23 protein-coding genes and 1 pseudogene are annotated in these 23,944 nt (G+C 65.7%); 12 read left to right on the top strand and 12 right to left on the bottom strand.

Annotated features, from left to right (window positions below; translation table 11 throughout):
- Positions 1–40 precede the first annotated feature (40 nt).
- From OEJ36_RS17610 to OEJ36_RS17595, 4 genes are all read right to left on the bottom strand, one after another.
- Entirely contained in the window at positions 41–1,090 is a 1,050-nt protein-coding gene (locus tag OEJ36_RS17610) for a type III polyketide synthase (protein ID WP_263402606.1), read from the bottom strand.
- Between the two features lie 204 nt (positions 1,091–1,294).
- Positions 1,295–1,735 carry a Zn-ribbon domain-containing OB-fold protein gene (locus OEJ36_RS17605; RefSeq protein ID WP_263402605.1) on the bottom strand — a complete coding sequence of 147 codons (441 nt, stop codon included), beginning with the start codon at positions 1,733–1,735 and terminating at the stop codon, positions 1,295–1,297.
- Between the two features lie 12 nt (positions 1,736–1,747).
- Entirely contained in the window at positions 1,748–2,944 is a 1,197-nt protein-coding gene (locus OEJ36_RS17600; protein ID WP_263402604.1) for a thiolase family protein, read from the bottom strand.
- Positions 2,945–2,973: 29 nt separating this feature from the next.
- Positions 2,974–4,056 (bottom strand): hydroxymethylglutaryl-CoA synthase, encoded by a 1,083-nt coding sequence (locus tag OEJ36_RS17595; protein WP_263402603.1) that lies wholly within the window; start codon positions 4,054–4,056, stop codon positions 2,974–2,976.
- Positions 4,057–4,578: 522 nt separating this feature from the next.
- Between OEJ36_RS17595 and OEJ36_RS17590 the strand changes: the two genes are divergently transcribed.
- Complete coding sequence (locus OEJ36_RS17590) at positions 4,579–5,181, top strand: TetR/AcrR family transcriptional regulator (RefSeq protein ID WP_031288662.1); 603 nt, start codon at positions 4,579–4,581, stop codon at positions 5,179–5,181.
- A gap of 41 nt (positions 5,182–5,222) precedes the next feature.
- Here OEJ36_RS17590 and phlG read toward each other — a convergent pair whose 3' ends face one another.
- Positions 5,223–6,107: a 2,4-diacetylphloroglucinol hydrolase gene (gene phlG, locus OEJ36_RS17585; RefSeq protein ID WP_317891588.1), complete on the bottom strand. Its 885-nt coding sequence runs from the start codon at positions 6,105–6,107 to the stop codon at positions 5,223–5,225.
- Positions 6,108–6,264: 157 nt separating this feature from the next.
- On the opposite strand from phlG, the gene OEJ36_RS17580 reads away from it, so the two are divergent.
- Positions 6,265–6,936: a TetR/AcrR family transcriptional regulator gene (locus OEJ36_RS17580; protein WP_263402602.1), complete on the top strand. Its 672-nt coding sequence runs from the start codon at positions 6,265–6,267 to the stop codon at positions 6,934–6,936.
- 79 nt (positions 6,937–7,015) lie between these two features.
- Here OEJ36_RS17580 and OEJ36_RS17575 read toward each other — a convergent pair whose 3' ends face one another.
- Positions 7,016–7,453: a phosphotransferase system, HPr-related protein gene (locus OEJ36_RS17575; RefSeq protein WP_263402601.1), complete on the bottom strand. Its 438-nt coding sequence runs from the start codon at positions 7,451–7,453 to the stop codon at positions 7,016–7,018.
- Between the two features lie 530 nt (positions 7,454–7,983).
- Between OEJ36_RS17575 and egtB the strand changes: the two genes are divergently transcribed.
- Positions 7,984–10,098, top strand: a complete 2,115-nt coding sequence (gene egtB / locus OEJ36_RS17570; RefSeq protein WP_263402600.1) for an ergothioneine biosynthesis protein EgtB — start codon at positions 7,984–7,986, stop codon at positions 10,096–10,098.
- A gap of 52 nt (positions 10,099–10,150) precedes the next feature.
- Here the strand turns inward: egtB and OEJ36_RS17565 are convergent, their stop codons facing one another.
- A complete protein-coding gene (locus OEJ36_RS17565) occupies positions 10,151–10,453 on the bottom strand; it encodes a hypothetical protein (protein ID WP_021221856.1) in 303 nt (100 codons plus the stop codon).
- Between the two features lie 64 nt (positions 10,454–10,517).
- Complete coding sequence (locus OEJ36_RS17560; protein ID WP_184490469.1) at positions 10,518–10,826, bottom strand: hypothetical protein; 309 nt, start codon at positions 10,824–10,826, stop codon at positions 10,518–10,520.
- A gap of 670 nt (positions 10,827–11,496) precedes the next feature.
- On the opposite strand from OEJ36_RS17560, the gene OEJ36_RS17555 reads away from it, so the two are divergent.
- Both OEJ36_RS17555 and OEJ36_RS17550 read left to right on the top strand, forming a co-directional pair.
- Positions 11,497–11,772, top strand: coding sequence for a hypothetical protein (locus OEJ36_RS17555; RefSeq protein ID WP_263402599.1), 276 nt, complete (start codon positions 11,497–11,499; stop codon positions 11,770–11,772).
- Between the two features lie 130 nt (positions 11,773–11,902).
- Positions 11,903–12,130 (top strand): DUF2188 domain-containing protein, encoded by a 228-nt coding sequence (locus OEJ36_RS17550; RefSeq protein WP_263402598.1) that lies wholly within the window; start codon positions 11,903–11,905, stop codon positions 12,128–12,130.
- An 8-nt stretch (positions 12,131–12,138) separates the two neighbouring features.
- Here OEJ36_RS17550 and OEJ36_RS17545 read toward each other — a convergent pair whose 3' ends face one another.
- Positions 12,139–12,366, bottom strand: a complete 228-nt coding sequence (locus tag OEJ36_RS17545; protein ID WP_263402597.1) for a hypothetical protein — start codon at positions 12,364–12,366, stop codon at positions 12,139–12,141.
- A 215-nt stretch (positions 12,367–12,581) separates the two neighbouring features.
- Here OEJ36_RS17545 and OEJ36_RS17540 point away from each other — a divergent pair, with 215 nt between their 5' ends.
- Genes OEJ36_RS17540 through OEJ36_RS17530 form a run of 3 tightly spaced genes read left to right on the top strand, consistent with a single transcriptional unit; the run spans position 12,582 to position 17,906 of the window.
- Positions 12,582–13,733, top strand: coding sequence for an efflux RND transporter periplasmic adaptor subunit (locus OEJ36_RS17540; RefSeq protein WP_316925240.1), 1,152 nt, complete (start codon positions 12,582–12,584; stop codon positions 13,731–13,733).
- Entirely contained in the window at positions 13,726–14,823 is a 1,098-nt protein-coding gene (locus tag OEJ36_RS17535; RefSeq protein ID WP_263402595.1) for an efflux RND transporter periplasmic adaptor subunit, read from the top strand. Before OEJ36_RS17540 ends, OEJ36_RS17535 begins: the two co-directional genes overlap by 8 nt.
- The gene (locus tag OEJ36_RS17530; protein WP_263402594.1) at positions 14,820–17,906 is read left to right on the top strand and encodes an efflux RND transporter permease subunit; all 3,087 of its coding nucleotides are present in this window, start codon (positions 14,820–14,822) and stop codon (positions 17,904–17,906) included. The genes OEJ36_RS17535 and OEJ36_RS17530 overlap by 4 nt, the downstream gene beginning before the upstream one ends.
- A gap of 402 nt (positions 17,907–18,308) precedes the next feature.
- Here OEJ36_RS17530 and OEJ36_RS17525 read toward each other — a convergent pair whose 3' ends face one another.
- Both OEJ36_RS17525 and OEJ36_RS17520 read right to left on the bottom strand, forming a co-directional pair.
- Positions 18,309–18,605, bottom strand: coding sequence for a DUF2892 domain-containing protein (locus OEJ36_RS17525; RefSeq protein ID WP_021221848.1), 297 nt, complete (start codon positions 18,603–18,605; stop codon positions 18,309–18,311).
- A gap of 113 nt (positions 18,606–18,718) precedes the next feature.
- Positions 18,719–18,970, bottom strand: coding sequence for a hypothetical protein (locus OEJ36_RS17520; RefSeq protein WP_263402593.1), 252 nt, complete (start codon positions 18,968–18,970; stop codon positions 18,719–18,721).
- Between the two features lie 199 nt (positions 18,971–19,169).
- Here OEJ36_RS17520 and OEJ36_RS17515 point away from each other — a divergent pair, with 199 nt between their 5' ends.
- From OEJ36_RS17515 to OEJ36_RS17500, 4 genes and pseudogenes are all read left to right on the top strand, one after another.
- Positions 19,170–20,603, top strand: a complete 1,434-nt coding sequence (locus OEJ36_RS17515) for a PLP-dependent aminotransferase family protein (RefSeq protein WP_263402592.1) — start codon at positions 19,170–19,172, stop codon at positions 20,601–20,603.
- 153 nt (positions 20,604–20,756) lie between these two features.
- Positions 20,757–21,425: pseudogene (locus OEJ36_RS30680) on the top strand (methyl-accepting chemotaxis protein); the annotation flags it as partial.
- Positions 21,414–21,905 (top strand): CZB domain-containing protein, encoded by a 492-nt coding sequence (locus OEJ36_RS30675; protein WP_411861026.1) that lies wholly within the window; start codon positions 21,414–21,416, stop codon positions 21,903–21,905. The pseudogene OEJ36_RS30680 and the gene OEJ36_RS30675, both read left to right, overlap by 12 nt.
- Before the next feature lie 196 nt (positions 21,906–22,101).
- Positions 22,102–22,638, top strand: coding sequence for a cysteine hydrolase family protein (locus OEJ36_RS17500; protein ID WP_263402591.1), 537 nt, complete (start codon positions 22,102–22,104; stop codon positions 22,636–22,638).
- A 133-nt stretch (positions 22,639–22,771) separates the two neighbouring features.
- On the opposite strand, the gene OEJ36_RS17495 is transcribed toward OEJ36_RS17500, so the two are convergent.
- A complete protein-coding gene (locus OEJ36_RS17495; RefSeq protein WP_263402590.1) occupies positions 22,772–23,902 on the bottom strand; it encodes a TIGR03364 family FAD-dependent oxidoreductase in 1,131 nt (376 codons plus the stop codon).
- Between the last annotated feature and the right edge of the window lie 42 nt (positions 23,903–23,944).

The following is a 23,944-nucleotide window of genomic DNA, read 5'->3' as shown; positions in this document are numbered from 1 at the left end:
GGTGGCGCGGGTTACCCCGCGCCACCGTGCCCGAGCGTGCTCAGGCCGCCCATTCACCGAGTGCCATTTCGGCGGTGAAGCCCGGCCCGAAGGCGGCGAGCAGCCCTTTGCTCCCGGGTTTCGGCGAGCTGTCGAACTGCCGGCGGAGCACGTCGAAAACCACGACGCTGGCGATGTTGCCGGCCTCCGACAGGCTGGTGCGCGACAGCGAGACGCGCTCGGACGGCAGGTCCAGGTGGCGGACCAGTTCGTCGAGGATCTTGCGGCCGCCGGTGTGGAAGATGAAGAAGTCGTTCTCCGCGCAGTTCTGCTGGTAGCCGGCCTGGTTGAGGCGCTCGATCACCGGGGCGACGTCCTTGATGGAGTTCATCACGGCCTTGTCCAGGGTGAAGTGGAAGCCGGTGTCCTTCACGTCGTACTTGATGAAGTGCTCGCTGTTGGGCAGGAAGAACGAGTCGGTGGCCTTGATGCGGAAGCCCTTGGCCTCGTCGTCCGCACGCAGCACGCAGGCGGAGACCGCGTCACCGAACAGGGCCGCCGAGATGAAGGAGTGCAGCTTGGTGTCGTCCGGCTGGTAGCACAGCGAGGAGAACTCCAGCGACACGATCAGCACGTGGTTGTCGTCCTTCAGGGTGGCGAAGTCGTGGGCGCGGTTGATGGCGGCAGCACCGGCCACGCAGCCAAGCTGGGCGATGGGCAGCTGGACGGTGGAGTTGGGCAGGCCGAGGTCGTTGATCAGGTGCGCGGTGAGCGACGGCATCATGAAGCCGGTGCAGGAGGTGACGATCACCATGCGCACGTCCTGCGTCGTCAGCCCGGCATTTTCCAGCGCCTGGCGCGCGGCGGCCGAAGACATTTCGCGGGCGGCGCGCTCGTAGACGATGCTGCGGTGGGTGAAGCCGGTGTGGATGGCCAGCTCGTCGATGGGCAGCACCAGGTGGCGCTCGTTGACCTCGGTGTTGAGGATCATGCGCTTGGCCAAGGCCATGCGCGGGTGGTCGCTGTGCAGGCTTTCCAGATGCTCGATCATCTGCTGCTGGGTGATCTTGTGTTGCGGGAACAGTACGTGGGGCTGGCAAAGAGTCGACATGATGAATCCTCGTTAATCGTTCAAAATTTGGTCATTCAGTGGGTACAAACCCGTTCTTCAGGCACAGCCAAGCCCGTCGGCGCTAGCGGGGGCCAGCACTTCCCAGGAGGCGTCAGCAGGAGAAAAGGGCGTTAAACCGCACGCCGGAAAAAGGTTCTTGTTATGGCTGCCACGGAGCCCATGCAGGCTCCGCGAGCGGAACACTCAGTGGTCGAGCACGAACTTGTAGGCGTACTGCCAGGCCAGGTTGCTTTCGCGCACCTGCTTGCGTACCACCATCCTCACGCGCGCCCCTACCTTGAGCTGGGCCTGGTCGACGACGTCGACGATCTCCGAGGCGATCACCAGGCCGTCGTCGAGACGCACCATGGCGATATGCCGCGGCACCACTTCGCCATAACCCATGGCCGCGAGAATCGGGTTCTCGGCATTGGCCATGACTTCGATATGGCCGGTGCGCTGGCAGCGATAGGCGCTGACCTTGAGCGAGTTGCAGGCGCCGCAGACGGTGCGCCGGGGGAAGAAGATCTCGTGGCACTCGTCGCAGCGGGTGCCTTCGAGCCGGTACTTGCCGCCATGCTCGCGCCATTCGCGGAGCATGCTGGCGGTGGTCATCCGGTGGATCTGTTCGGGGTAGAGAGACATGGTCGACACTCCTTAGTCGTTGGACAGGACGATCACCGAGTTGTGGGCGGCATAGCCCCCCAGGTTCTGCGAGACGGCGATGCGCGCCCCGGGGACCTGGTTCTGGGACTCGCCGCGCAACTGGCGGAACAGTTCGGTGATGTGAAGGATGCCGTCGGCGCCCGAGGCGTGACCGCGACCGATGTTGCCGCCATCCGTGTTGAGCGGCAGTTGCCCGTCCAGGGCGATGCCGCCCTCGCGCACGAAATCACCGGCCTGGCCGGGCTTGCAGGCGCCCATGGATTCCATCTGGATCAGCCCGGCGCCAAGCAGGTCGTAGACCTGGGCGACGTCGATGTCCTTGGCGGTGATGCCGGCCTTCTTGTAGGCGAGCTCGGCGCAGGCGATGGAGTTGGCCGATACCGCCATGCCGACGTCCTGGGGCAGGCCCGGGTACTTCAGCGTCGGGTTGTGGTAGCGGGTGCCGTAGTAGTGCGACACGCCGGTGTAGGCGCAGCCGCGGATGAACACCGGTTTGTCGGTGTACTTGTGCGCCAGGTGCTCGGCCACCAGGATCGCGCAACCGCTCGCCTCGCCCCAGGCCAGCATCGAGCCGCAGGCCTCGGTGCGCTTGAGCTCCTCGAGGCTGGGGATCGGCTGGCCGAAGCGAGTGGCGCCCGGGGTGTTGTGGGCGTAGATGCGCATCTGCCGGCCGAAGCTGGCGAGCACGTCCGCCTCGCGGCCGGCGTAGCCGTACTTGTGGAAGTACTCGGCCGTGGCCAGGGCGAAGGCATCGGTGTGGGAGATGCCGAGGAAGTAGTCGTACTCGCACTCGGTGCTCGAACCGATGTACTCGGCGTAGTTGAAGTGGTCGGTCATCTTCTCGAAGCCGCCGCAGAGGACGATGTCGTACTCCCCGGAGGCGACCATCTGATGGCCCATCTGGAACGACACCGAGCTGCTGGTGCAGTTGGCGGTGCTCATGAAGGTGGGTGCCGGGCTGATGCCCAGGGCGTCGGACAGGGTCGGGCCGAGGCCGCCGTATTCGGAAATGCCTTCGCCGTGGTAGCCGTAGGCGACACCCTGGATTTCCCGCGGGTGCATCTTCGCGGCGTGGATGGCCTGGTAGGCGGACTCGACGATCATTTCCTTGAAGGTCTGCCGGACGCGGGAGTTGCCGGGTTTCGGCGTATGGGCGGCCGACACGATTGCAACGCGACGTGCAGTCATGGTTGTGCTCCTTGCAGGTACGGGCTGTTCTAGAGGTAGGCGGTCAGGGCGTAGTCAGCGCGCAAATACTTGAATTCGTATTTGATCGACGTGCCGTAATCCACGTACACCTTGTTCTCCAGGACCTTGCGCAGCGGCTTGGCGCGCTGCTGGTAGGCGAGGATCGCGTCGGTGACCGTCAGCGCGATGGCATCGCTGCCGGCGCCGAACCCATACGAGGAGAGCAGGATCTTCTGGCCCGGCCGCGCCTGGTCGAGCACGTTGATCAGCCCCAGCAGCGGACTGGCCGAACCGGTGTCGCCAACGCTGCCGGCGTAGATGCCGGGCTCCACCTGACGCGCCTCGAAACCGAGGTGGCGGCCCAGCGAATACGGCGTCGAGACCAGGTTCTGCTGGAACACCGCGTAGTCGTAGTCGCTGCTGGAGGTCCCGAGCTTCTTGAACAGGCCGTGCACGGCGCGGGCGGTCTGCTCTTCCAGGCCGATGCTGTTCTTGTCGGAGCCCAGCCCCATGCCGGAGCGGATGTAGCGTTCGCCCTGGGGGCGGATGTTGTCGGCGACGTCGGCGGCGCAGGAGACGCTGCCGTCGAACTCGGCGATCAGGTTGTCGCGGCCCAGCAGCAGCGCGGCGGCACCGGCGCCGGCGTAGGCTTCGGTGAGGTCGCCCGGGGCGGTGTTGCGGTTGATGGTGTCGGCGCCGATGGCCAGGGCGTTGCGGGCCATGCCCGAGGCGACCAGCGCATGGCCGATCTGCAGCGCCGAGGTACCGGACTTGCCGGCGAACTGGACGTCGGCGCAGAACGCGTCGTAGCCACTGCCAAGCATTTCCAGAATCACCGCCGCCGAGGCGCGGGATTCATAGGGGTTGGTGCAGGTGCCCAGGTAAAGGGCTTCGAGTTCGGCGATGCCGGCCCGCTCCAGCGCCTGCTGTGCTGCCTGGGCGCCCAGGGTGATGACATCCTCGTCCGGCTGCAGCACCGCACGCTCGGTTATTCCTAACTGCTCCTTGACCAATCTCAGGTCGGCATTGCGCCACACACTAAGCACGTCCTCGACTTTCAGGCGGCACACTGGCAACCCGTAGCCGTAGCTGACTATTCCTGTCTTTTGCACGGTCTATATCCTCTTGAGCACATTTTCATTGAGACGAGCCATCCCTTGCCGTCCGGGATAGGCAGCACGCAAATCACCTCGAAAAGAAAGTCTTGCTTGTTGTTGTTCTGATAGTCGGGAGCGAGAACTCCATTCGCTCGCCGCACGCGTCCACGGCGTCCGTTTACACACGGGCACCGATGTACATCACGCGAAGTCTCACGCTTGCGCGCGCTGTTTTCAGCGCGGCTCAGGCCTTGAAGGCACTGCGCGGGTATCTACTGGTCTTTCTTACCCTCTCAACAAGATACGAAACGTACCGTATCTATTTTAGGAAACAATTTTGCTTCAGTTACCTATGAGATTGGGAAACCGGTAGCCTAGGGTCTATCTGCCTGTGATATGTGACCGCCGACCTGGTCCCCTCATCTCAAGAGGGATTCTGTTACAGAATAACTACTCGAAACGGTCCGTATCGTTTCGTAAAAACGAGCCTATACCTTAGAATCCGTTTGTCAATACATTTTCTATGGGGACTTTGCCTTGACTCGAACCCGCTCCAGGAGCTCCATCGGCTCGCTGCGCAGCCCGCATGCGCACAAAGCCATCCTCAAATCGACGACGGAAATACTGATGGAAAGCGGCTATGCCGGACTGAGCATCGAGTCCGTTGCTCGACGCGCCAGCGCCAGCAAGCCGACGATCTATCGCTGGTGGAGGAACAAGGCCGCGCTGATTGCGGAGGTCTACGAGAAGGAAAGCGAGCAGGTCAGGGTCTTTCCGGAACTGGGCTCATTCCGCGAAGATCTCTCCTTTCTGCTGCACAATCTCTGGAATATCTGGCGGGAAACCATTTGCGGCCTGGCCTTCCGCAGCGTCATCGCCGAAGCCCAGCTGGACCCGGAGACGCTCGAAGAGCTCAAGGACCAGTTCATGGAGCGGCGCCGGGAAGTGCCCAAGCGCCTGGTGGAAAATGCGGTGAATCGCGGCGAACTGCCGAAGGACATCAACCAGGATCTGCTGCTCGATATGATCTTCGGCTTCTGCTGGTACCGGTTGCTCACCGATCAGTTGCGTGCCGAACAGGACATCGACGACTTCATCAACTTGCTGATCAACGGTGTCTGCGCCTCCCCCACCGCTTGAGGCCAGAACGAGACCCGCAGGGATCGCGGGTCGCTCAAACGTCAGGCCGGGTGGCCTGAAAACTCGCGGTAGAGTTCCGGCAGGAAGCTCGCCAGATGGTTGAACTCGCACAGGTCATGCACCGCGAACTCGAACGCCAGCTCCTCCAGCCCGGCGGCATCCAGCCCCAGCCCCGCCAGCAGCTTTTCCGCGCGTTCGGCACCGGGGAATCGCGCCATCGACGGATGCGCACCGACCCAGTAGCGGCTGGTCAGCCACATCCCCTCCTCCGTTTCCTTGAACAGATGGACCATCAGCGACACCGGCACATCCGGTTCCTGGGCCAGGCTCATCAATGCGCTGACGCTGCCATCGATCTTCGCCTCGCGGTACAGCGCCGGGTCCAGGCCCAGCTCCGCCGGGTCGTGGAAGTCGATCTTCAGGTCCATCAACCTCGAGCCGACGTATTCCGTGGCGCAGAAGCTGTTGCCATACAGGCGGTGCTTGAAGCAGCGGTCGGTGTCGCAGAGCTTATGGGCGTTCAGGCAGGGGTTCTTCACATGGGCATAGGGGAACCAGAGCATATAGCGCTCGGCTTCAAGTGGATGCCAGAGGAACCACCACTCGAACATCTGCGCCGTGCAGCCCGGAAAGAACTTGCGGCTCTGGACATAGGCCATCGGCCCGTCCAGCAGGGCGTACCCAGCCTCTCCACTGGCATAGTCCGGGTCGAGCAGCCGGTTGATGTCGTCCACCGAGGGGGTCAGCGTCTGTTCCAGGGGCAGCGGCCCCTGCTGCAGCAGGCGCATGGCGGACAGCGGGACGCGCATGTCGCCACTGAAGAAGCGCGCATAGGGCTTGCCGCGGATCGCCTCGCGATTGCGCAGGAACTGCTTCTGCATGGGCAAGGAAAAATAACTGAATGGCACCATCACACGTGTTTGCATTGAAGTTAACCTGCATCGTTGGGTTCGATGAGGACCAGGTGCGGGTGGATCACATATCTCACCGCCCAGGCAAGGCGATGTCGGCCCCAGAGACGCTAGGACAGGCCAAAAACAAAGTCAAATTTGAATTTAAACTAAGACAAGAAGAGTCGGCTCCATGACAACTACCGAGCAGCAGGCCCCAAGCCGCGCGCCTCGCCAGGATGGCCAGGCCACGCGCCAGCAGATTCTCGAGATCGCCGGCCAGGTTTTCGCTGAACGCGGCTTCGCCAATGCCACCAGCAAGGAGATCTGCGCCCGCTCGCAGGCCAACGTGGCGGCGGTGAACTATCACTTCGAGGGCAAGGACGGCCTCTACACCGCCGTGCTGCTGGAAGCCCACCAGCGCATCATGACCCTGGAGACCCTGGAAGCCCTGACCGCCAGCGAACTCTCCGGCGAGGACAAGCTGCGCCGGCTGATCACCGAGCTGCTGGCCAGCCTCGGCAGCCCACGCCTGGCCTGGCCGGCCAAAGTGCTGGCGCGGGAGTTGCTCTCGCCCTCCCCGCTGCTGCCGGCCGTCCTGAAGAAGGAGTCGTTCCCCAAGGCCCGCGCCACCCGCCGCATCATCGGCGAGCTGCTGAGCCTTCCCGAGGACGACCCGGCCGTACTGCGCAGCGCGTTGAATATCTTCTCGCCGTGCCTGTTCCTGCTGATCGCCCACGACAGCCTCAGCACCACCGTGCTCCCCGGCCTCGACACGGAGCCGCAGCCGCTGCTGGAGCACATGCTGGTGTACGCCCTGGGCGGGCTCGCGGCGATCGGCGAGCACCACCGCAAGGCCCGGTAGCCCGGGGGCTTGGCTAGGAGCGTTCCCGGGCTGAAGCCCAGGCTACGTCTTGTGGTCGACACCGCATGGGTTCTGCAGGCTATTCCGCTTCGCCATCCCAGGGCTTGCCGTCCAGCGGCCGCGCACGGGCTTCCTCAGCCTCGTCCAGGCCATCCCCTGCGCCGATGTCGGCATCGCCCACCACCGACAGGTCCTTGTCCGCCGGCAGCACACCGCCTTGGCCACGACCGGTGCGGGTCTCGTTTTCATCGATCAGCGTCTCGGGGCTGAGGTCGTCGGCTGAAACACCGTCCTCGTGCAGGCTGCGCCCCAGGGTTTCGCCACCGCTCATGCCGGCTTCACGCACGCGACGGTCGGGGAACTCGCGCTCCACTTCTTCCTCCGGACGCAGGTCGCCCACCCTGCCCTGGCGCTCGTCCTTGCGGTCACTGAAATCCAGTTGCTCCATCGAGCCCATGCGGTCCTCGATGTCATCGATCTCGCGGGGCGTATAGGGCTTGCGCTGGCTGCTGCTCATGGTGTCTCTCCTGCTTTGGCGTGTTCAGGGTGGACCGACCCATGGCAGCAAAGATTCAGGCTGTTCGACGGCCTGTGCTCCAGGCGCAAGGCCCAGCACCAGGTAAACCTAGAATTCACATTAAGATTTTTTATATTCATATTTTTCATATAGTTACGACTCATATCTAAAGTCATTAGAGAGAAAATGCGGTCTTTTCCACCCGCGTTTCGGCTATGCCAGGCCCCACCTCGTGCAGGTGCCGCTCGCGGCAGTGGAATCCTGGCGACAAACGCGTCCCTACCACCAAAAACAGATAATAAATCTTCAATTTATCAATCACTTAAATGATCTTTCTCGACATTAAATCAAGACCTGGTCGACGCCCGCATTCCCCTTGAATGGGTTCGACGAAAACCACACGAACTTTCTTAGAACCCAAAGCATCAGACCCTATAACCCCGTTCGGGGCCCGCCGCCCTGCCCGTCGCCTGGGCATCGCCATCACGCGCATCCAACAGTCCTGCCAACAGCACTGAAGAGAGAGGCCGATGAACAGCACCGCATTGCTCGATCGCTACCTGCAAGTCCGCCAGCACAGCGAATCCCTGGTAGCCCCCCTGAGTGACGAAGACATGGTCGTGCAGTCCATGCCCGACGCCAGCCCGGCCAAATGGCACCTGGCCCATACCACCTGGTTCTTCGAGACCTTCCTGCTGGCTCCGCGCCTGCCCGACTACACGGTCTTCGACCCCACCTTCGCCTACCTCTTCAACTCTTATTACGAAGCCCTGGGCCCACGCCAGCCACGCCCGCAACGGGGCTTGCTGACCCGCCCACCGGTGGCCCGGCTGATGGCCTACCGGCGTTACATCGACGAGAACATGCATGTGTTGCTGCAGGGCGGCGTGACCGACGAGATCAGCGCGCTGGTGGAACTGGGCCTGGCCCACGAGCAGCAGCACCAGGAACTGTTGCTCATGGATGTGCTGCACCTGTTCAGCCTCTCGCCCCTGCAGCCCGCCTACACCCCCCGGTGGCGCGAGCCAGGCAGTGATCGGCCCGCGCGTTTCGTTGCCCTGGCTGGCGGGCTGGTGGAGATCGGGCATGACGGCCAGGGTTTCGCCTTCGATAACGAAGGGCCGCGCCACAAGGTGTTCCTGCAACCCTTCCAGATCGCCGACCGCCTGGTGAGCAACGCCCAGTGGCTGGCCTTCATCGAGGCGGGCGGCTATTCCCGCGCCGACCTCTGGCTCTCGGAAGGCTGGGCGCGGGTGCAGGAAGAAGGCTGGGAAGCCCCGATGTACTGGCGACGCGGCGATGAGGGCTGGATGGAGATGGGCCTCGGCGGCCTGCACCCGCTGCAAGACGCCTCCCCCGTCACCCATATCAGCTACTACGAAGCCTGCGCCTACGCGGCCTGGGCCGATGCGCGCCTGCCCAGCGAGGCGGAGTGGGAGGTCGCCGCCCGCGCCGGCCTGCTCGGCCAGGTGGAAGACTGCGCCTGGCAATGGACCGCCAGCGCCTATACGCCCTACCCCGGCTTCCACCCCTCTGCGGGGGCCGTGGGCGAGTACAACGGCAAGTTCATGGTCAGCCAGATGGTCCTGCGGGGCGGCGCCAGCATCACCCCGGCCGGGCATGCGCGGCCCAGCTATCGCAACTTCTTCTACCCGGCGCAACGCTGGATGTTCTCCGGGCTGCGCCTGGCCCGCGACGCCCGCACCGGTGAAGACGCCAGCGAGCACGAAGGCTTTGCCGAAGACGTGCGCAGCGGGCTGGGTGCACCGACCAAGAGCCTGCCGCCGAAATACTTCTACGACGCCACGGGTTCCGAGCTGTTCGAAGCCATCTGCCGCACCCGCGAGTACTACCCCACGCGCATGGAGACGGCGCTGCTGCGCGAGATCGCCGAAGAACTGTCGACGGTCATCCCCCGTGGCGCGGCGCTGGTGGAGTTCGGCAGCGGCGCCAGCCTGAAGACCCGCCTGCTGCTGGACGCGGCGCCGCAGATCGGCCTCTACCTGCCCATCGACATCAGCGAATCCGCCCTGCGCAAGGCCACGACCATGCTCGAAGGCACCTACCCCGAGCTGCGGGTGTTGCCCCAGGTCGGTGACTTCACCCACCTGCCGCACCTGCCGCCCGCCGTGGCCTCCCGGGCGCGGGTGGCGTTCTTCCCCGGCTCCACCCTGGGCAACTTCACCCCGGCGGAGGCGCTGCGCTTCCTGCGTTCGGTGCGGCGCTTCCTCGGGCGCGAGGCGCGGTTGATTCTCGGCCTGGACATGCAGAAGGACGCCGCCACCCTGGAGGCCGCCTACGACGATGCCGACGGCATCACCGCGCAGTTCAACAAGAACCTGCTCACCCGCATCAACCGCGAGCTGGGCGGCGACTTCGATCTCGACACCTTCACCCACCTGGCCCGCTGGAACCCGCAGGACAGCTGCATGGAGATGTTCCTGGTCAGCCATCAGGACCAGGAGGTGCGTGCGGCCGGCCGGCGCTTCCATTTCGCCGCCGGGGAACGCCTGCACACCGAGTGCTCCCACAAGTACAGCCTGGAAGGCATCGCCGAGATGGCGGCCGAATCCGGCTGGCACCTGGCCCGCCACTGGCTGAGCCCGGAACCGCAGGTGGGGATATTCGTCCTGGAAGGGAGTTGATCCGCTCGGGATCCTGAGGAAGCCGGGGCGCGAACGGCCCCGGCGGCACGCGTCAGAGCGCCTGGCGGGCCTCAGCCTGCTGGGCGCTGGCGAGCTTGATGATGCGCCGGCTGCTGCTGCCGGCCTGGAGCAGCACCATGTCTTCGAACACCTGCTTGCCGAGGCGCAGCACGGCGCCGAGGTCCTGATAGTCCCCATGATTGAGGCCGGCCACGGTGAAGTGCTCGTGGGTCGCGGGGTTGTGCACCATCAGGTTGAAGGTGCCATCGGTGAGCGTCCTGCTCTCCACCTTGCAGCTGGGGATGGCACGTGCGAGCAACAGATCCAGTTCCTTGCCAGACAATGCAGCCTTCATCGATTCACTCCTTGTTACGCCTTATGCCGGCCTCGTGAATTCGGGCCGTGCCCTATGCCATGGGTCAGAGCATGCGCACCGGGAATACCGATGTGCCGTCCGCCCCCTTTGGCGATGGCCGTTCGACCATCACCTCGAAAATCGCCTTGTCCAGGCTGGGGTCCAGGGGTTCCAGTTCGATCAATCGCGTGCGGTTCCAATTCTCCGGTGTCGCACCCTCGATGCTGATATGGCCGCAAAGCCCATCCAGCGCAGCCCAGCCATCGAACTGCGGCACGCCGAAGTCCAGGGTCACGGAGCGGTGGTCGAGCCGCACGGCACCCTCGGCGAGCGCGGGGGAATACAGGGTCAGATGTGCAAGCGAAGTGATCATCCTGATACCTCCAGAAGCCTTGAAAACAGGCCTGGAAAAGGTCCGAAACACCCCAGGGGAGCAATAGCGGCTAGCGATAAACATGCCAGTAGAAGTTATTCCGCCGTTCTTGCAGATCAGCGGCCTTTTTCACGATAAAAGTTGTACGTCTCGATATCGCGCTGATGGCAAACAACCCAAAAGACCGGTAAACCCGTGCACTTCAAACAGGTATTACCTGTGCAACTTGCACGAGCAAAATGCACGATTCGGGCAACTTGCAATGCACCTCGAGCGCGAGGGATTCAATGTGGTGCGTCGTGCGCGACAGGGGTGCAGGGCGCGATCCTGCAACATCGGCTGATCACCGCCCTTGCGGCACGGTGCGGCGTCTGCAGGGGTGTACGCCACGTTAACCCGGCACTTGAAGTGCCACCCCTAACAACTCCAAAGACGTATCGGCAACTGTTGCCGAGCGCCAGAAACAGCCTGATATCAATGCGGCATCTCGATGATATTAAAAACATTCCAACAGACGAACGGACCCGTCCGGCCCCTTATTCAAGCTGAACTCACACGGCCTCCCGGCCTTCTCAATTACTACTCACGTGTATCCCAACTTGAGGCCCGGTCGCTGCGGCATGCGTCGGGCTTATTTTTTGGATGGATCAACTTGTACTTGGATGTAGCCATGGCGTTTCAACCTTCCGGCGAAGAGTTGCAGAAGAGGCTGGATGCACGGCTGGACAGCCATATGTGCGTGGTGAAGTTTCGCGACGATGACGTGGTGCTCTCCCTCCGTGACCTGCGCAGCGGGCAACTGACCGTCGTCTCCGGCCTGTTCCCCCGGCACTGGGCGAGCCGCGAGCAGTTCGACACGCTCTGCGGGCCGCTGATCGATGAACTGGAGCGGATGCTGGAAAACGCCACGGACGCCAATGACGAAGAGCGGCTCGAAGGCTTCTGAGCCAGCCCGGCATCGCCATGCACAAAGATCGGAACCTGTGCGGCGCAGCCCTGCTCTATAGGTGCTTGGGAGGCGCCTGCGTGCGCGAACGGCGATAAGACCGTCGATTTGGAATGAACTGGAGATCTACATGGGCTGTTATCACATTTCCCCGACGGACAAGGGGTGGGAATTGCGCAAGGAAGGTGCAACGCGCCCGTCGAAGACCGCCAGCGAACGATCCGAGCTGCTCGATTGCATCGGTAACTTCATGCAGAACCGTGCGGGGACGGTAAAGGTGCACGGCGAAGACGGTAGCGTCGAACAGGAGCTGCGCTACCCGCCCGCCCGCCGCTTTCACGACCAGGCGAGCGGCTAGCGCCGCGGTCAGGACCGCGAGATGCCGGTCAGGGTGATGCCGTAGCGCTTGAGCAACTGCATCGCCGGCTCGCTGCTGGGGTCCTCGCTCTCCGCGAACTCACCGGCCTGCAGATTCGCGCGGGCCCACTCCAGCAGCTCGCGGTTGGCATCTTCCATGTCGGGCTTGCTCGTCGCCTTGCTGTCCAGCGTCGCGGTGTTGTTGTCCTTGCTGTAGGTGATGGTCCAGTGCGCCATGACGATGACCTCCGTTGGCGGGTATACATGAGCTGACTGGCTCAAGCGCCCGCGAGTTCATTGCAATCCCCCGTTCCCGACTTGAACTTTCCTCCTGCCGCTTCCCTCGAAATGCCATCGACGCCGCCGCTTCGCTGCACGCTCGGCGCCATTCACGTCGCTTTCGCAACAGGAGGCTTGGTCCAGGGATGATCCCGCCGCATACCCCGTCACCGATGAATACCCGCATGGCCCCCGGCCTTCTGCTGGCCGCCGTGCTGCTTGCCGGCTGCCAGGAACACGAGGCGCCCAAGCCGGTGCAGCGCGTGCTGGTGCAGAGCATCGAAGCCGCCGACTTCAGCGCCGAGGTGCGCCTCACCGGCGACATCCAGGCCCGCGTCGAAGCGCAACAGGCCTTTCGTGTCGGCGGCAAGATCATCGAGCGCCTGGCGGACGTGGGCGATCAGGTCAAGGCCCAGCAAGTGCTGGCGCGCCTCGACCCGCAGGAGCAGCGCAGCAACCTCGACACCGCCAATGCCGCCGTGGAAGCCCAGCGCGCCCAGCTCAAGGAGGCCGAACTGAACTTCGAGCGGCAACGCAAGCTGCTGCCCAAGGGCTACACCAGCCAAAGCGAATTCGACCAGGCCCAGGCGCAGCTGCGCGCCACCCGCAGCGCCCTGGAAGCGGCCGAAGCCCAGGCCGCCAACGCCCGCGACATGCTGGCCTACACCGAGCTCAAGGCCTCCGCCGATGGGGTGATCACCACCCGCCACGCGGAGGTCGGCCAGGTGGTGCAGGCCACGGTGCCGATCTTCACCCTGGCCCGTGAAGGCGAACGCGATGCGGTGTTCAACGTCTACGAATCACTGTTCGATCAGCAGCTGGAGAGCCAGGACGTGGTCGTCGCCCTCCTCGGCCAGCCGGACATCAGCGCCAAGGGCCAGGTGCGCGAAATCACCCCCACCATCGATCCGCAGAGCGGCACCCTCAAGGTCAAGGTGGCGCTGGAGCAGGTGCCGCCGCAGATGAACCTCGGCGCCGTGGTCACCACACTGCTCAGGCCCCGCAGCGGCGACGGCGTGGTGCTGCCCTGGTCGGCGCTGTCCAAGTCCGGGCGCCAGCCGGCGGTGTGGCTGGTGGATGCGCAGCAGCGGGTATCGCTGCACAAGGTCGGCGCGGTGCGCTACGCCAGCGGCAAGGTGCTGGTGGGCAAGGGCCTGGAGGCGGGCCAGAAGGTGGTGATCGCCGGCGGCCAGCTGCTGCACCCCGGCCAGCGCGTGGAAATCGCCCGGGCCGAACAGGCGGCAGAGCCCGACAAGGCCGCCGCCGTGCGTGAGGACCAGGCCGCGCCACAGCCCCAGGTCGAAGGGAGCGTGCCCCATGAATGACGCCACCCGCCGCGCCTGCCTGCTGCCCCTGGCCGCCCTGCTCCTCGCCGGCTGTGGCGAGAAGGAACAGCCACCACCCCCGCCCCGCCCGGTGCTCAGCCTGGTGGTGCAGAGCCAGCACCAGCAGAGCGTCGGCCACTTCGCCGGCACCATCCAGGCGCGCTACGAAACCACCCTGGGCTTCCGCACCAACGGGCGTATCGCCTCCCGCGCGGTGGATGTCGGCGACAAGGTGGCCGAGGGCGCCCTGCTCGCCACCCTCGACCCCACCGACCAGCAGAACCGCCTGCGTGCCAGCGAAGGCGATCGCGCCAGCGCCGAAGCGCAGTGGATAGACGCCCAGGCCGACGCCCGCCGCCAGGAGGAGCTGTTCACCCGGGGCGTTGGCGCCAAGGCCAACCTCGACGCGGCCCGCACCCGCCTGAAGACCACCCGCGCCAGCCTCGACCAGGCCCGCGCCGCAGAGCAACAGGCCAGCGACCAGCTCGCCTACACCCGCCTGACCACCGACTTCGACGGCGTGGTCACCGCCTGGCGCGCCGAGGCCGGCCAGGTGGTCGCCGCCGGCCAGGAGGTGGTGACCCTGGCTCGCCCGGAAGTGCGCGAAGCGGTGTTCGACCTGCCGGACGACCTCGCCGGGGCCGTCCCCGAAGATGCCCGCTTCACCGTGGTCGCCCAATTGCAGGGTGAGGCCAGCACCACCGGCCACATCCGCGAAATGGCGCCCCAGGCCGACGCCGCCACCCGGACCCGCCGAGTGCGCCTGAGCCTGGAGCAGACCCCGGAAAGCTTCCGCCTCGGCACCACGGTGCGGGTGGAGCTGAGCAGCCCCGTGGCACCCCGCGTCAGCCTGCCCGCCAGCGTGCTGGTGCGCGCCGAGCCCGGCGCCCCGGAGGATCGTGGGCAGGTCTGGGTGGTGGACGAGAAAGCCGCCGTGGTGCACCGCCGCGAGGTGCAGGTGCTGCGCCGCGAAGGCGATCGCGTGCTCATAGGCAAGGGCCTCGCCGACGGCGAGCGGGTGGTCAGCGCCGGGGTCAACAGCCTCAAGGAAGGCCAAGCGGTGAAACTGGATGAAGGGGATCGGCCATGAGTGATGCCAAGGGCGGCTTCAACCTCTCGGAATGGGCGCTGCGGCACCAGTCCTTCGCCTGGTACCTGATGGCCGTGGCGCTGGTGATGGGGGTGTTCTCCTACTTCGAGCTGGGCCGCGAGGAAGACCCGGCCTTCACCATCAAGACCATGGTCATCCAGACCCGCTGGCCCGGCGCCACGGTCAACGACACCCTGGAACAGGTCACCGACCGCATCGAGAAGAAGCTGGAGGAGCTGGACAGCCTCGACTACGTGAAGAGCTACACGCGCCCGGGTGAGTCCACCGTCTTCGTCTACCTCAAGGACACCACCGACGGCACCGAGATCCCCGACATCTGGTACCAGGTGCGCAAGAAGATCGACGACATCCGCGGCGAATTTCCCCAGGGCCTGCAGGGCCCGGCATTCAACGACGAGTTCGGTGACGTCTACGGCAGCCTCTACGCCTTCACCGGCGACGGCCTCAGCTACCGCCAGTTGCGCGACTACGTCGAGCGCGTGCGCCTGGACATCCGCAGCGTCAAGGACCTGGGCAAGGTGCAGCTGATCGGCGAGCAGGACGAGGTGTTCTACCTCAACTTCTCCACCCGCAAGCTGGCCGCCCTGGGCCTCGACCAGCGCCAGGTGATGCAGAGCCTGCAGGCTCAGAACAGCGTCACGCCCTCGGGGGTGATCGAAGCCGGCGCCGAGCGCATTTCGGTGCGCACCTCCGGCGAATTCCGCTCCCAGGCGGACCTGGAGGCGGTGAACCTGCGCATCAACGACCGCTTCTACCGCCTCGCCGACCTGGCCAGCATCCAGCGCAGCTACCAGGACCCGCCCACCTCGCTGTTCCGCTTCAACGGCGAGCCGGCCATCGGCCTGGCCGTGGCCATGCGCGACGGCGGCAATATCCAGACCTTCGGCGCGGCGCTGCATGCGCGCATGCAGGAAGTGACCAACGAGCTGCCCATCGGCGTTGGCGTGCACCAGGTGTCGAACCAGGCCGAGGTGGTGGAGAAAGCCATCGGCGGCTTCACCAGCGCGCTATTCGAGGCGGTGATCATCGTCCTGGTGGTGAGCTTCATCAGCCTCGGCGTGCGCGCCGGCCTGGTGGTGGCCTGCTCGATTCCCCTGGTGCTGGCCCTGGTCTTCGTGTTCATGGAGTACAGCGGCATCACCATGCAGCGCATTTCCCTCGGCGCCCTGATCATCGCCCTCGGCCTGCTGGTGGACGACGCCATGATCACAGTCGAAATGATGGTCACCCGCCTGGAGCTGGGCGACTCGCGGCACGACGCCGCCACCTATGCCTACACCTCCACCGCCTTCCCCATGCTCACCGGGACCCTGGTCACCGTGGCCGGCTTCGTGCCCATCGGCCTCAACGCCAGTTCGGCGGGGGAATACACCTTCACCCTGTTCGCGGTGATCGCCGTCGCCCTGTTGCTGTCGTGGATAGTCGCGGTGCTCTTCGCGCCGGTGATCGCCGTGCACGTGCTGCCTGCCACGCTCAAGCACAAGGAAGAGAAGAAAGGCCGCATGACCCGCTTCATGGACCGCGGCCTGCGCCTGGCAATGGGGCACCGCTGGGCCACCATCCTGCTCACCGTGGCGCTGTTCGGCGGCTCGCTGTTCCTCATGCAGTTCGTCCAGCAGCAGTTCTTCCCCTCCTCCGACCGCCCCGAGCTGCTGGTGGACCTGAACCTGCCGCAGAACAGCAGCATCGCCGAGACCCGCGCGGTGATGGACCGCTTCGAAGCCAAGCTCAAGGGCGATGACGACATCCAGCGCTGGAGCTCCTACATCGGCGAAGGCGCAGTGCGCTTCTACCTGCCCCTCGACCAGCAACTGCAGAACCCCTACTACGGCCAGCTGGTGATAGTCGCCAAGGACATGGACGCCCGGCAGCGCCTGTCCGCCCGCCTCAAGCAGCGCCTACGCGACGAGTTCGTCGGCATCAGCGGCTACGTGCAGCCCCTGGAGATGGGCCCGCCGGTGGGCCGGCCGATCCAGTACCGGGTCAGCGGCCCGGACATCGACAAGGTGCGCGACTACGCCATGGAGCTGGCCGCGCGGCTGGACGCCAACCCCAACGTCGGCGAGATGATCTACGACTGGAACGAGCCCGGGCGCGTGCTGAAGATCGACATCGCCCAGGACAAGGCACGCCAGCTGGGCCTCTCCTCCGAGGATGTGGCGCAGATGATGAACGGCGTGGTCACCGGCGCCACCATCACCCAGGTGCGTGACAGCATCTACCTGGTCAACCTGGTGGGCCGCTCCGCCGAGGGCGAACGCAACTCGCCGGAGACCCTGGAAAACCTGCAGATCGTCACCCCCAACGGCACCTCCATCCCGCTCAAGGCCTTCGCCACCGTGGGCTACGAACTGGAGCAGCCGCTGGTGTGGCGCCGCGACCGCAAGCCCACCATCACCCTCAAGGCCAGCGTCCACGGCGAGATCCAGCCCACCGACCTGATGGCCAGGCTCAAGCCCGAGGTGGACGACTTCGCCGCCAAGCTGCCCGCCTCCTACCGCATCACCCCCGGCGGCACGGTGGAGGAAAGCGGCAAGGCCCAGGGCCCCATCGGCCAGGTGGTGCCGCTGATGCTGTTCCTCATGGCCACCTTCCTGATGATCCAGCTGCAAAGCGTGCAGAAGATGTTCCTGGTGGCCAGCGTGGCGCCCCTGGGGCTGATCGGCGTGGTGCTCGCGCTACTGCCCACCGGCACGCCGCTGGGCTTCGTGGCCATCCTCGGAGTACTGGCGCTGATCGGCATCATCATCCGCAACTCGGTGATCCTGGTGACCCAGATCGACGAATTCGAGCGCGAGGGCGCCAACCCCTGGGACGCGGTGATCGAAGCCACCCACCACCGCACCCGGCCCATCCTCCTCACCGCCGCTGCCGCTAGCCTGGGCATGCTGCCCATCGCCCGCGAAGTGTTCTGGGGCCCCATGGCCTTCGCCATGATCGGCGGCATCATCATCGCCACCCTGCTCACCCTGTTCTTCCTCCCCGCCCTCTACGTCGCCTGGTACCGCATCCACGAACCGGACGACGACACGCCCCCGGCCCAAAACCCGCAGGAGGCGTAGAACGGCAATGTGTGTAGGGGCGACTTCAGTCGCCCAGCGGTGCCATGCCGTGCATCCCTGGTGGATGGAAAAAGCGTCATCCGCCCTACAGGCGTGCACCAACGAGATCCGAGACAGGGAAGGCTCTGTAGGGGCGACTTCATTCGCCCAGCGGTGCGCAGCACCGCCGTGGACCACGCTCCATCGGTCCACCCATCGGTTCCATGCCGGGCACCCTTGGTGGATGAAAAAAGCGTCATCCACCCTACAGGCGTGCACCAACGAGATCCGAGACAGGGAAGGTTGTACAGTCGTAGGGTGGGCTTCAGCCCACCAGCACCGCACAAGCGCTTCGCGAGCAGAGCTCGCTCCTACGGGCTGTGCCTCAACCCGTGGGAGCGAATTCATTCGCGATGGGGCGACTCAGGCGTTGCGATGCAGCTCGGCCAGCTTGGCGGCGGCCTCTTCGATGCGCGCCTTGAGCGCTTCGATCTCGTCGCGGCGTTCGGCGATCACCCGTTTCGCCGGGCACTGCCCCGTGAGGCCACGGGCGAGCACCACGCCCCCGGTGCCGGCGCGCAGCCAGCCCACCAGGCCACCCTGGCGCAAGCCGGTACCGACCATCACCAAGCCACCGGCGATGCACAGGAAGCGTTCCCAGCCCTCGACGTTATGGGGGCGGGCAGCGTTTTCGCGGGACTGCGGTTCGAAAGCGACCATGGTGTTCTCCTGGCTCTATGGGGTTGTAGTAACGACTGGCCAGGTGCATGCGGGGTTCAGAGTGCTGGACGAGCGGAGCGCGGCGCCGCCGGAAAGCGACGGCGCCGCAGGGGTCACACGGGTTTGTGGCCGTGGTCGAGGCTCTGGTCCACCAGCCAGCGACCGTGGGCCAGGGAGGCCCGCCGGGCGCTGTCTTCCTCGGCGAGGAACGCGGAGTTGGCGGGCAGCGGGATGCGCCGGGTACGGCTGCCATCGGGCGCGGTGATGTGCAGCCCGCCGGCCCAGGGCGTGGGAATGCCCGGGTGCTCGATCAGGTGCGCGGTGATGATGTGATCGCGATGGGTGACCTGGTTGCTGCTGTTCATGGCTGTACCTCCATTGGCGGAGCGGCCGCCTGGGTGCAACGGCCACTTCCTCGCAGGTGGATGCCCGACGGGCATGCGGACCTTCACCTTAGCGCAGGCCCGCCACCTGGCCGCCCGGCCCGACGAAACGTATGCGGCGAAAGCCTTCTCTCCACCCCGCCCCATCGGTAATCTCCCGCCACCACCCGCCGGAGTCACCATGGAACTGCACATCGTCATCAATGGCCGCAAGGACCTCGCCCAGCAGCTCTACCGCCAGTTGCGCGACGCCATCGAGGACGGCCGCCTCGCGAGCGGCGCCCGGCTGCCACCGAGCCGCCTGCTGGCCGAGCAACTGGGCATCTCGCGCAAGACGGTGGCCGACACCTACGCCCAGCTCACCTACGAGGACTACCTGGTGGGCCGCATCGGCAGCGGCACCTTCGTCAACGCCCGGGCGGCAACCCGGGTGCGCAGCCGCTTCGCCTCGGAACTGGCCGAAGCGGACTTCATCCGCCACTGGCAGGACGTCCCCATCCCCTTCCGCCACCCGACCCTGGAAGGCACCCTGCGCTACGACTTCATCGGCGGCGCCACCGCACGCAGCCAGTTCCCCCATGACGACTGGCGCCGCTGCACCCAGCACGCCCTGCGACAGATGGCGTCCGCCCGAGGTTTCTATGGGCAGCCGGAGGGTGTGGAAGCGCTACGCCAGGCCATCGCCCGGCACATCAGCTTCGCCCGTGGGGTGCGTTGCACGGGGGATGATGTGATCGTCTGCAGCGGCGCCCAGCAGGCCCTGGACCTGCTCGCCCGGGTCATGCTGCAACCCGGCAGCGTCGTCGCCATGGAAGACCCCGGCTACACCCCGGCGCGCCTGCTGTTCGGCATCCAGGGCGCCCAGGTGGCGAGCATCCCGGTGGACGCCGAAGGCATGCGCGTGGACGCCATTCCCGATGGCACGCGGCTGATCTACGTCACCCCCTCGCACCAGTTCCCCCTGGGCATGCCCATGAGCCCGGCACGACGCGAAGCGCTGCTGCAGCGGGCACGCGAACTCGGCGCCATCGTCATCGAAGACGACTACGACAGCGAGTTCCGCTACGAAGGGCGCCCCACCGATTCCCTGCAAAGCATGGACGAGCACGGCGTGGTGGCCTATGTCGGCACCTTCTCCAAGACCCTGCTGCCGGAGCTGCGCCTGGGTTACGCCATCCTCCCCGACGTGCTGCTGGAGCCGCTGATCAAGGTCAAGCAGATCACCGACTGGCACAGCTCCACCCTGCCCCAATGGGCGCTGGCCAAGTTCATCGACGAAGGCTCGCTGCACAAGCACATCCGTCGCTGCCACGCCGTCTACAGCAGCCGTCGCGAACGCATCCTGGCGCGGGTCTCGGGGGATCTCGCGCCCTGGTTTGCAGCCGTGCCGGCGGTGGCCGGGGCGCACATGGCGCTGCTGTGCAAGGTGCCGATCGACCTGCCGCTGCTGATGGAGCAGGCGCGCAAGGTCGAGGTGGGGCTCTACCCGCTGGCACCCTTCTATCACCAGCAAGCCCCCCAGGCCGGCCTGCTGCTGGGTTTCGGCGCCATCGAAACCCTGGACATCGACCCGGCCCTGGACCGCGTGCGCGACATCCTCCTGCGCATCGCCTGAAGCACGCATGCTGTCAATGCGACAGCATTCGAGTCATCCCGACAACAGGTCGATATGACCGCACCCGCCTGCAGCCCAGTGACTACGGGCCCCGGGCGCTGGCACGAAAACTGACTGGTAAAGGCAATTCCACTCGCTCACCGGAGGTGAGACATGCTTTTCGTCAGTGCCGGCCGCCACCAGCGGCTGCAACAGCAGAACCAGGCCCTCCTCGCCCGCCTCGACGCCGCAGAGCACGAAGCCGCGCAACTGCGTGATGCACTCCAGGCCAGCCGCGACGACACCCGGCTGCAAACGGACCTCGCGTTCTACAAGGGCCTGGCCGGCAACCTGCTGAAATTCGGCCGCTCCATCGGCCATGTGGGCGACTCCTTCAGCTACCTCAACGCGCGCCTGGACGACAACCACCAGCGCGCCCAGGACGTCGCCAGCGCAGCCATCCACAACAAGCTCAAGTTCGGCGTGCTGCAGGAGCAATCCCAGCGCATGGAAAACGGCCTGGCCACCCTCAACCAGCGCATCTCGGAACTGGTGCAGCGCGCTGGCGAGATCGACCGCATCGTCGGCCTCATCGGCAGCATCGCCAGCCAGACCAACCTGCTGGCCCTCAACGCCGCCATCGAAGCGGCCCGCGCCGGCGAATCCGGTCGCGGCTTCGCCGTGGTCGCCGGAGAGATCCGCGACCTGGCCGAGAAAACCGCCAGCGCCACCCAGGACATCGTCCGCGAAACGGCGGACATCCAGGCGGTGATCCACACCGCCCAGGACGAGATCCGCCTCCATGTCGACAGCGCCAACCACTTCCACGCCATGACCACCGAAGCCAGCGGCGCCATGCTCGAAGTCCACGGCCAGGCCCAGCGCATGCACCACGAGATCGGCCAATCCTTCTTCCGCGCCGGCATCGAACTGGCCAACCTCGCCGAGCTCTCGCTCAAGGCCTCGGTCTACGACGCCATCCTCAGCGGCGAACCGGACGCCAGCGTGCTGCCGACCGAGGAACAATGCCCCTTCGGCCGCTGGTACTACGGCGACGGCAACGCCGCACTGCGCGGCAACCTCCAGTTCCGCCTGATCGAACGCCCCCACGAGCGCGTGCACCACGCCGGCGCCGCCGCCATCGACGCCTTCGCCCAGGGCCGGCTCGACACCACCCTCGAGCAGCTGGCGCTGATGGAAGACTCCAACGTCGAGGTGATGGACATCGTCAAGAAGGTCCTGGCCGAGCATGAGAAGGGCTTGCAGGTACCGGCCCGCAGCTCTGCGGCGGCCCCCTTGCTGAGAGTTGTCGGCGCCGATTGACAGCCGCACAAGCCCCCCAGCACTATCGACGCCATGAACGCATCCGCACGCCGTACCGCCACCACCACTACCACCGCCATGTGCGGGGCGAGTGGGTGTGCGTAGCGGATAGCGCAAGGAACCCCAAAGGCCCCGCCAGCGATGGACGGGGCCTTTTCTTTTGCCCCGGTGGCGCTGGCATTCAAGGAGAAATGCCATGCACGACCCGCGCAAATCCGCCCTGCTGATCATCGACATGCAGGTGGCGCTCTATGAAGGACCGGACAAGCCCTGGCAGGCCGAGCTGCTGCTGACCCGGATCAACCAGTTGATCGCCCGTGCCCGCGCTGCCGGTGCGCCGATCTTCGCCGCACGCTTCGCCGGGCCGGAAGGCTCGCCGGCGGCACCGGGCAGCAAGGGCTGGGCGCTGCACCCGCGCCTGGAAATCGACCCGGCGCATGACCGCGTCTTCGACAAGAACCGCCCCAGCTGCTTCTCCGGCACCCGTCTGGACGACTGGCTGCGCGATGCCGCCATCGGCGAGCTGGTGGTCGCGGGCATGAAGACCCAGTACTGCGTCGACAGCACCTGCCGCGCCGCCGCCGACCTGGGCTACCGCGTGGTGCTGGCGGAAGACGCCCACAGCTGCATGGACACCCCCGCGCTGGACGCCGCCGCGATCATCCGCCATCACAACCTGACATTGTCGGGGCCGTTTGCCCGATTGGTGAAGACCGATGAGGTGCGCTTCTAAGGAAAGCTGAAGCGACTGCGGGGGTGACTGTAGAGCGACCGTAGGGTGGGCCGGGCGGCGCTCCGCTTCAGCCCACCAGCCCCACGCAGAGCTTCGCGAGCAGAGCTCGCTCCTACCAAGCCGGCGTGCAGGGTCACCCCAACAACGACGCCACCGTGCGCTCGCCCAGGGCCGGGCCGATGCTCATGCCGAGGCCGGTGTGCATCAGCACGGCGGTGACACCGGGGATGGCCTTGAGCACCGAGAACGGGCCGGGGCCGCGGGCGCCGTAGACGCCCTGCCAGCGCTCCAGCACCTGCAGGCGGGTGCCGAGGGTGTGTTCGGCGAGGTCGAGCATCAGGTTGTCCACGGCCTCGGCGTTGAAGGGCGAGGCGTCGCGGCCGTAGTCGTGGGAGTCGCCGATGATCAGCTCGCCATAGGGTGTGGGACTGACCAGCAGGTGGATGCCGTGCTGCTCCAACTCGGGGGTGTACTGCTCGATCTGGCCACGGATGGCTTCGGCTTCCGGCAGGTCGGAGAAGGCGCCGTAGTGCACGCAGCTGAGGCCGGTGAGCACGGCGTGCTGCAGGCCGATGTCCACCGCCGGGCGCGCGCGGAGCATCTGCAGGCGGCAAACGCTGGGCTGCAGCGGGGCGATCTGCTCGGCCAGCAAGGTCAGGTAGTCGTGACCGGAGCAGACGATGATCTGCTCGGCGCGGCAGCTGCCGGCGCTGGTGTGCACGCGGTTCTGTTCGACGTCGCGCACCAGGGTGGAGAAGTGGAAGGTCACGCCCAGCTCGTCACGCAGGTAGTTCACCAGCGCCGGAATGGCTTCGCGGGAATACAGCTGCTGGTCGTCCAGGCCGTGCAGGGCCACGCGGTGGTGGCTGAACTGGCCCTGGTAGAGGTCGTGCAGGCGCTCGCCACGCAGCAGCTCGACGCGGTAGCCGTGCTCGATGGCGCGGGTGGCGCAAAAGGCCTCCAACAGTTCCTCTTCCGCTTCGGTGCGGGCGAACAGCAGGGAGCCGTTGCGGCGGATATGGAAGCCGGCCACTTCAGCCAGCTCGGCCCAGAGGGCCCGCGCCTCACGGGCCAGGGCGAACATGGGACCGGGGGCCTGGCCGGTGATCAGGGCCTGGCCGAAGTTGCGCACCGAGGCGCCCAGGGGCCGGTCGCTGCGCTCGAACACGCTGACCTTGAGGCCACGGCGGGCGGCGGCATAGGCGTGGGAAAGGCCGAGGATGCCAGCGCCGACGATGGCGATATCGGTGTCTTGGATGGGCATTGCGGGAATCCTATGAATCAGGTGTTACCGGTTCCCTCATGC

Origin of the sequence: Pseudomonas sp. PDM13, from assembly GCF_025685765.1 — a bacterium.
Taxonomy (GTDB): domain Bacteria; phylum Pseudomonadota; class Gammaproteobacteria; order Pseudomonadales; family Pseudomonadaceae; genus Metapseudomonas; species Metapseudomonas solani.
This window is presented reverse-complemented; position numbering and strand designations above follow the sequence as displayed.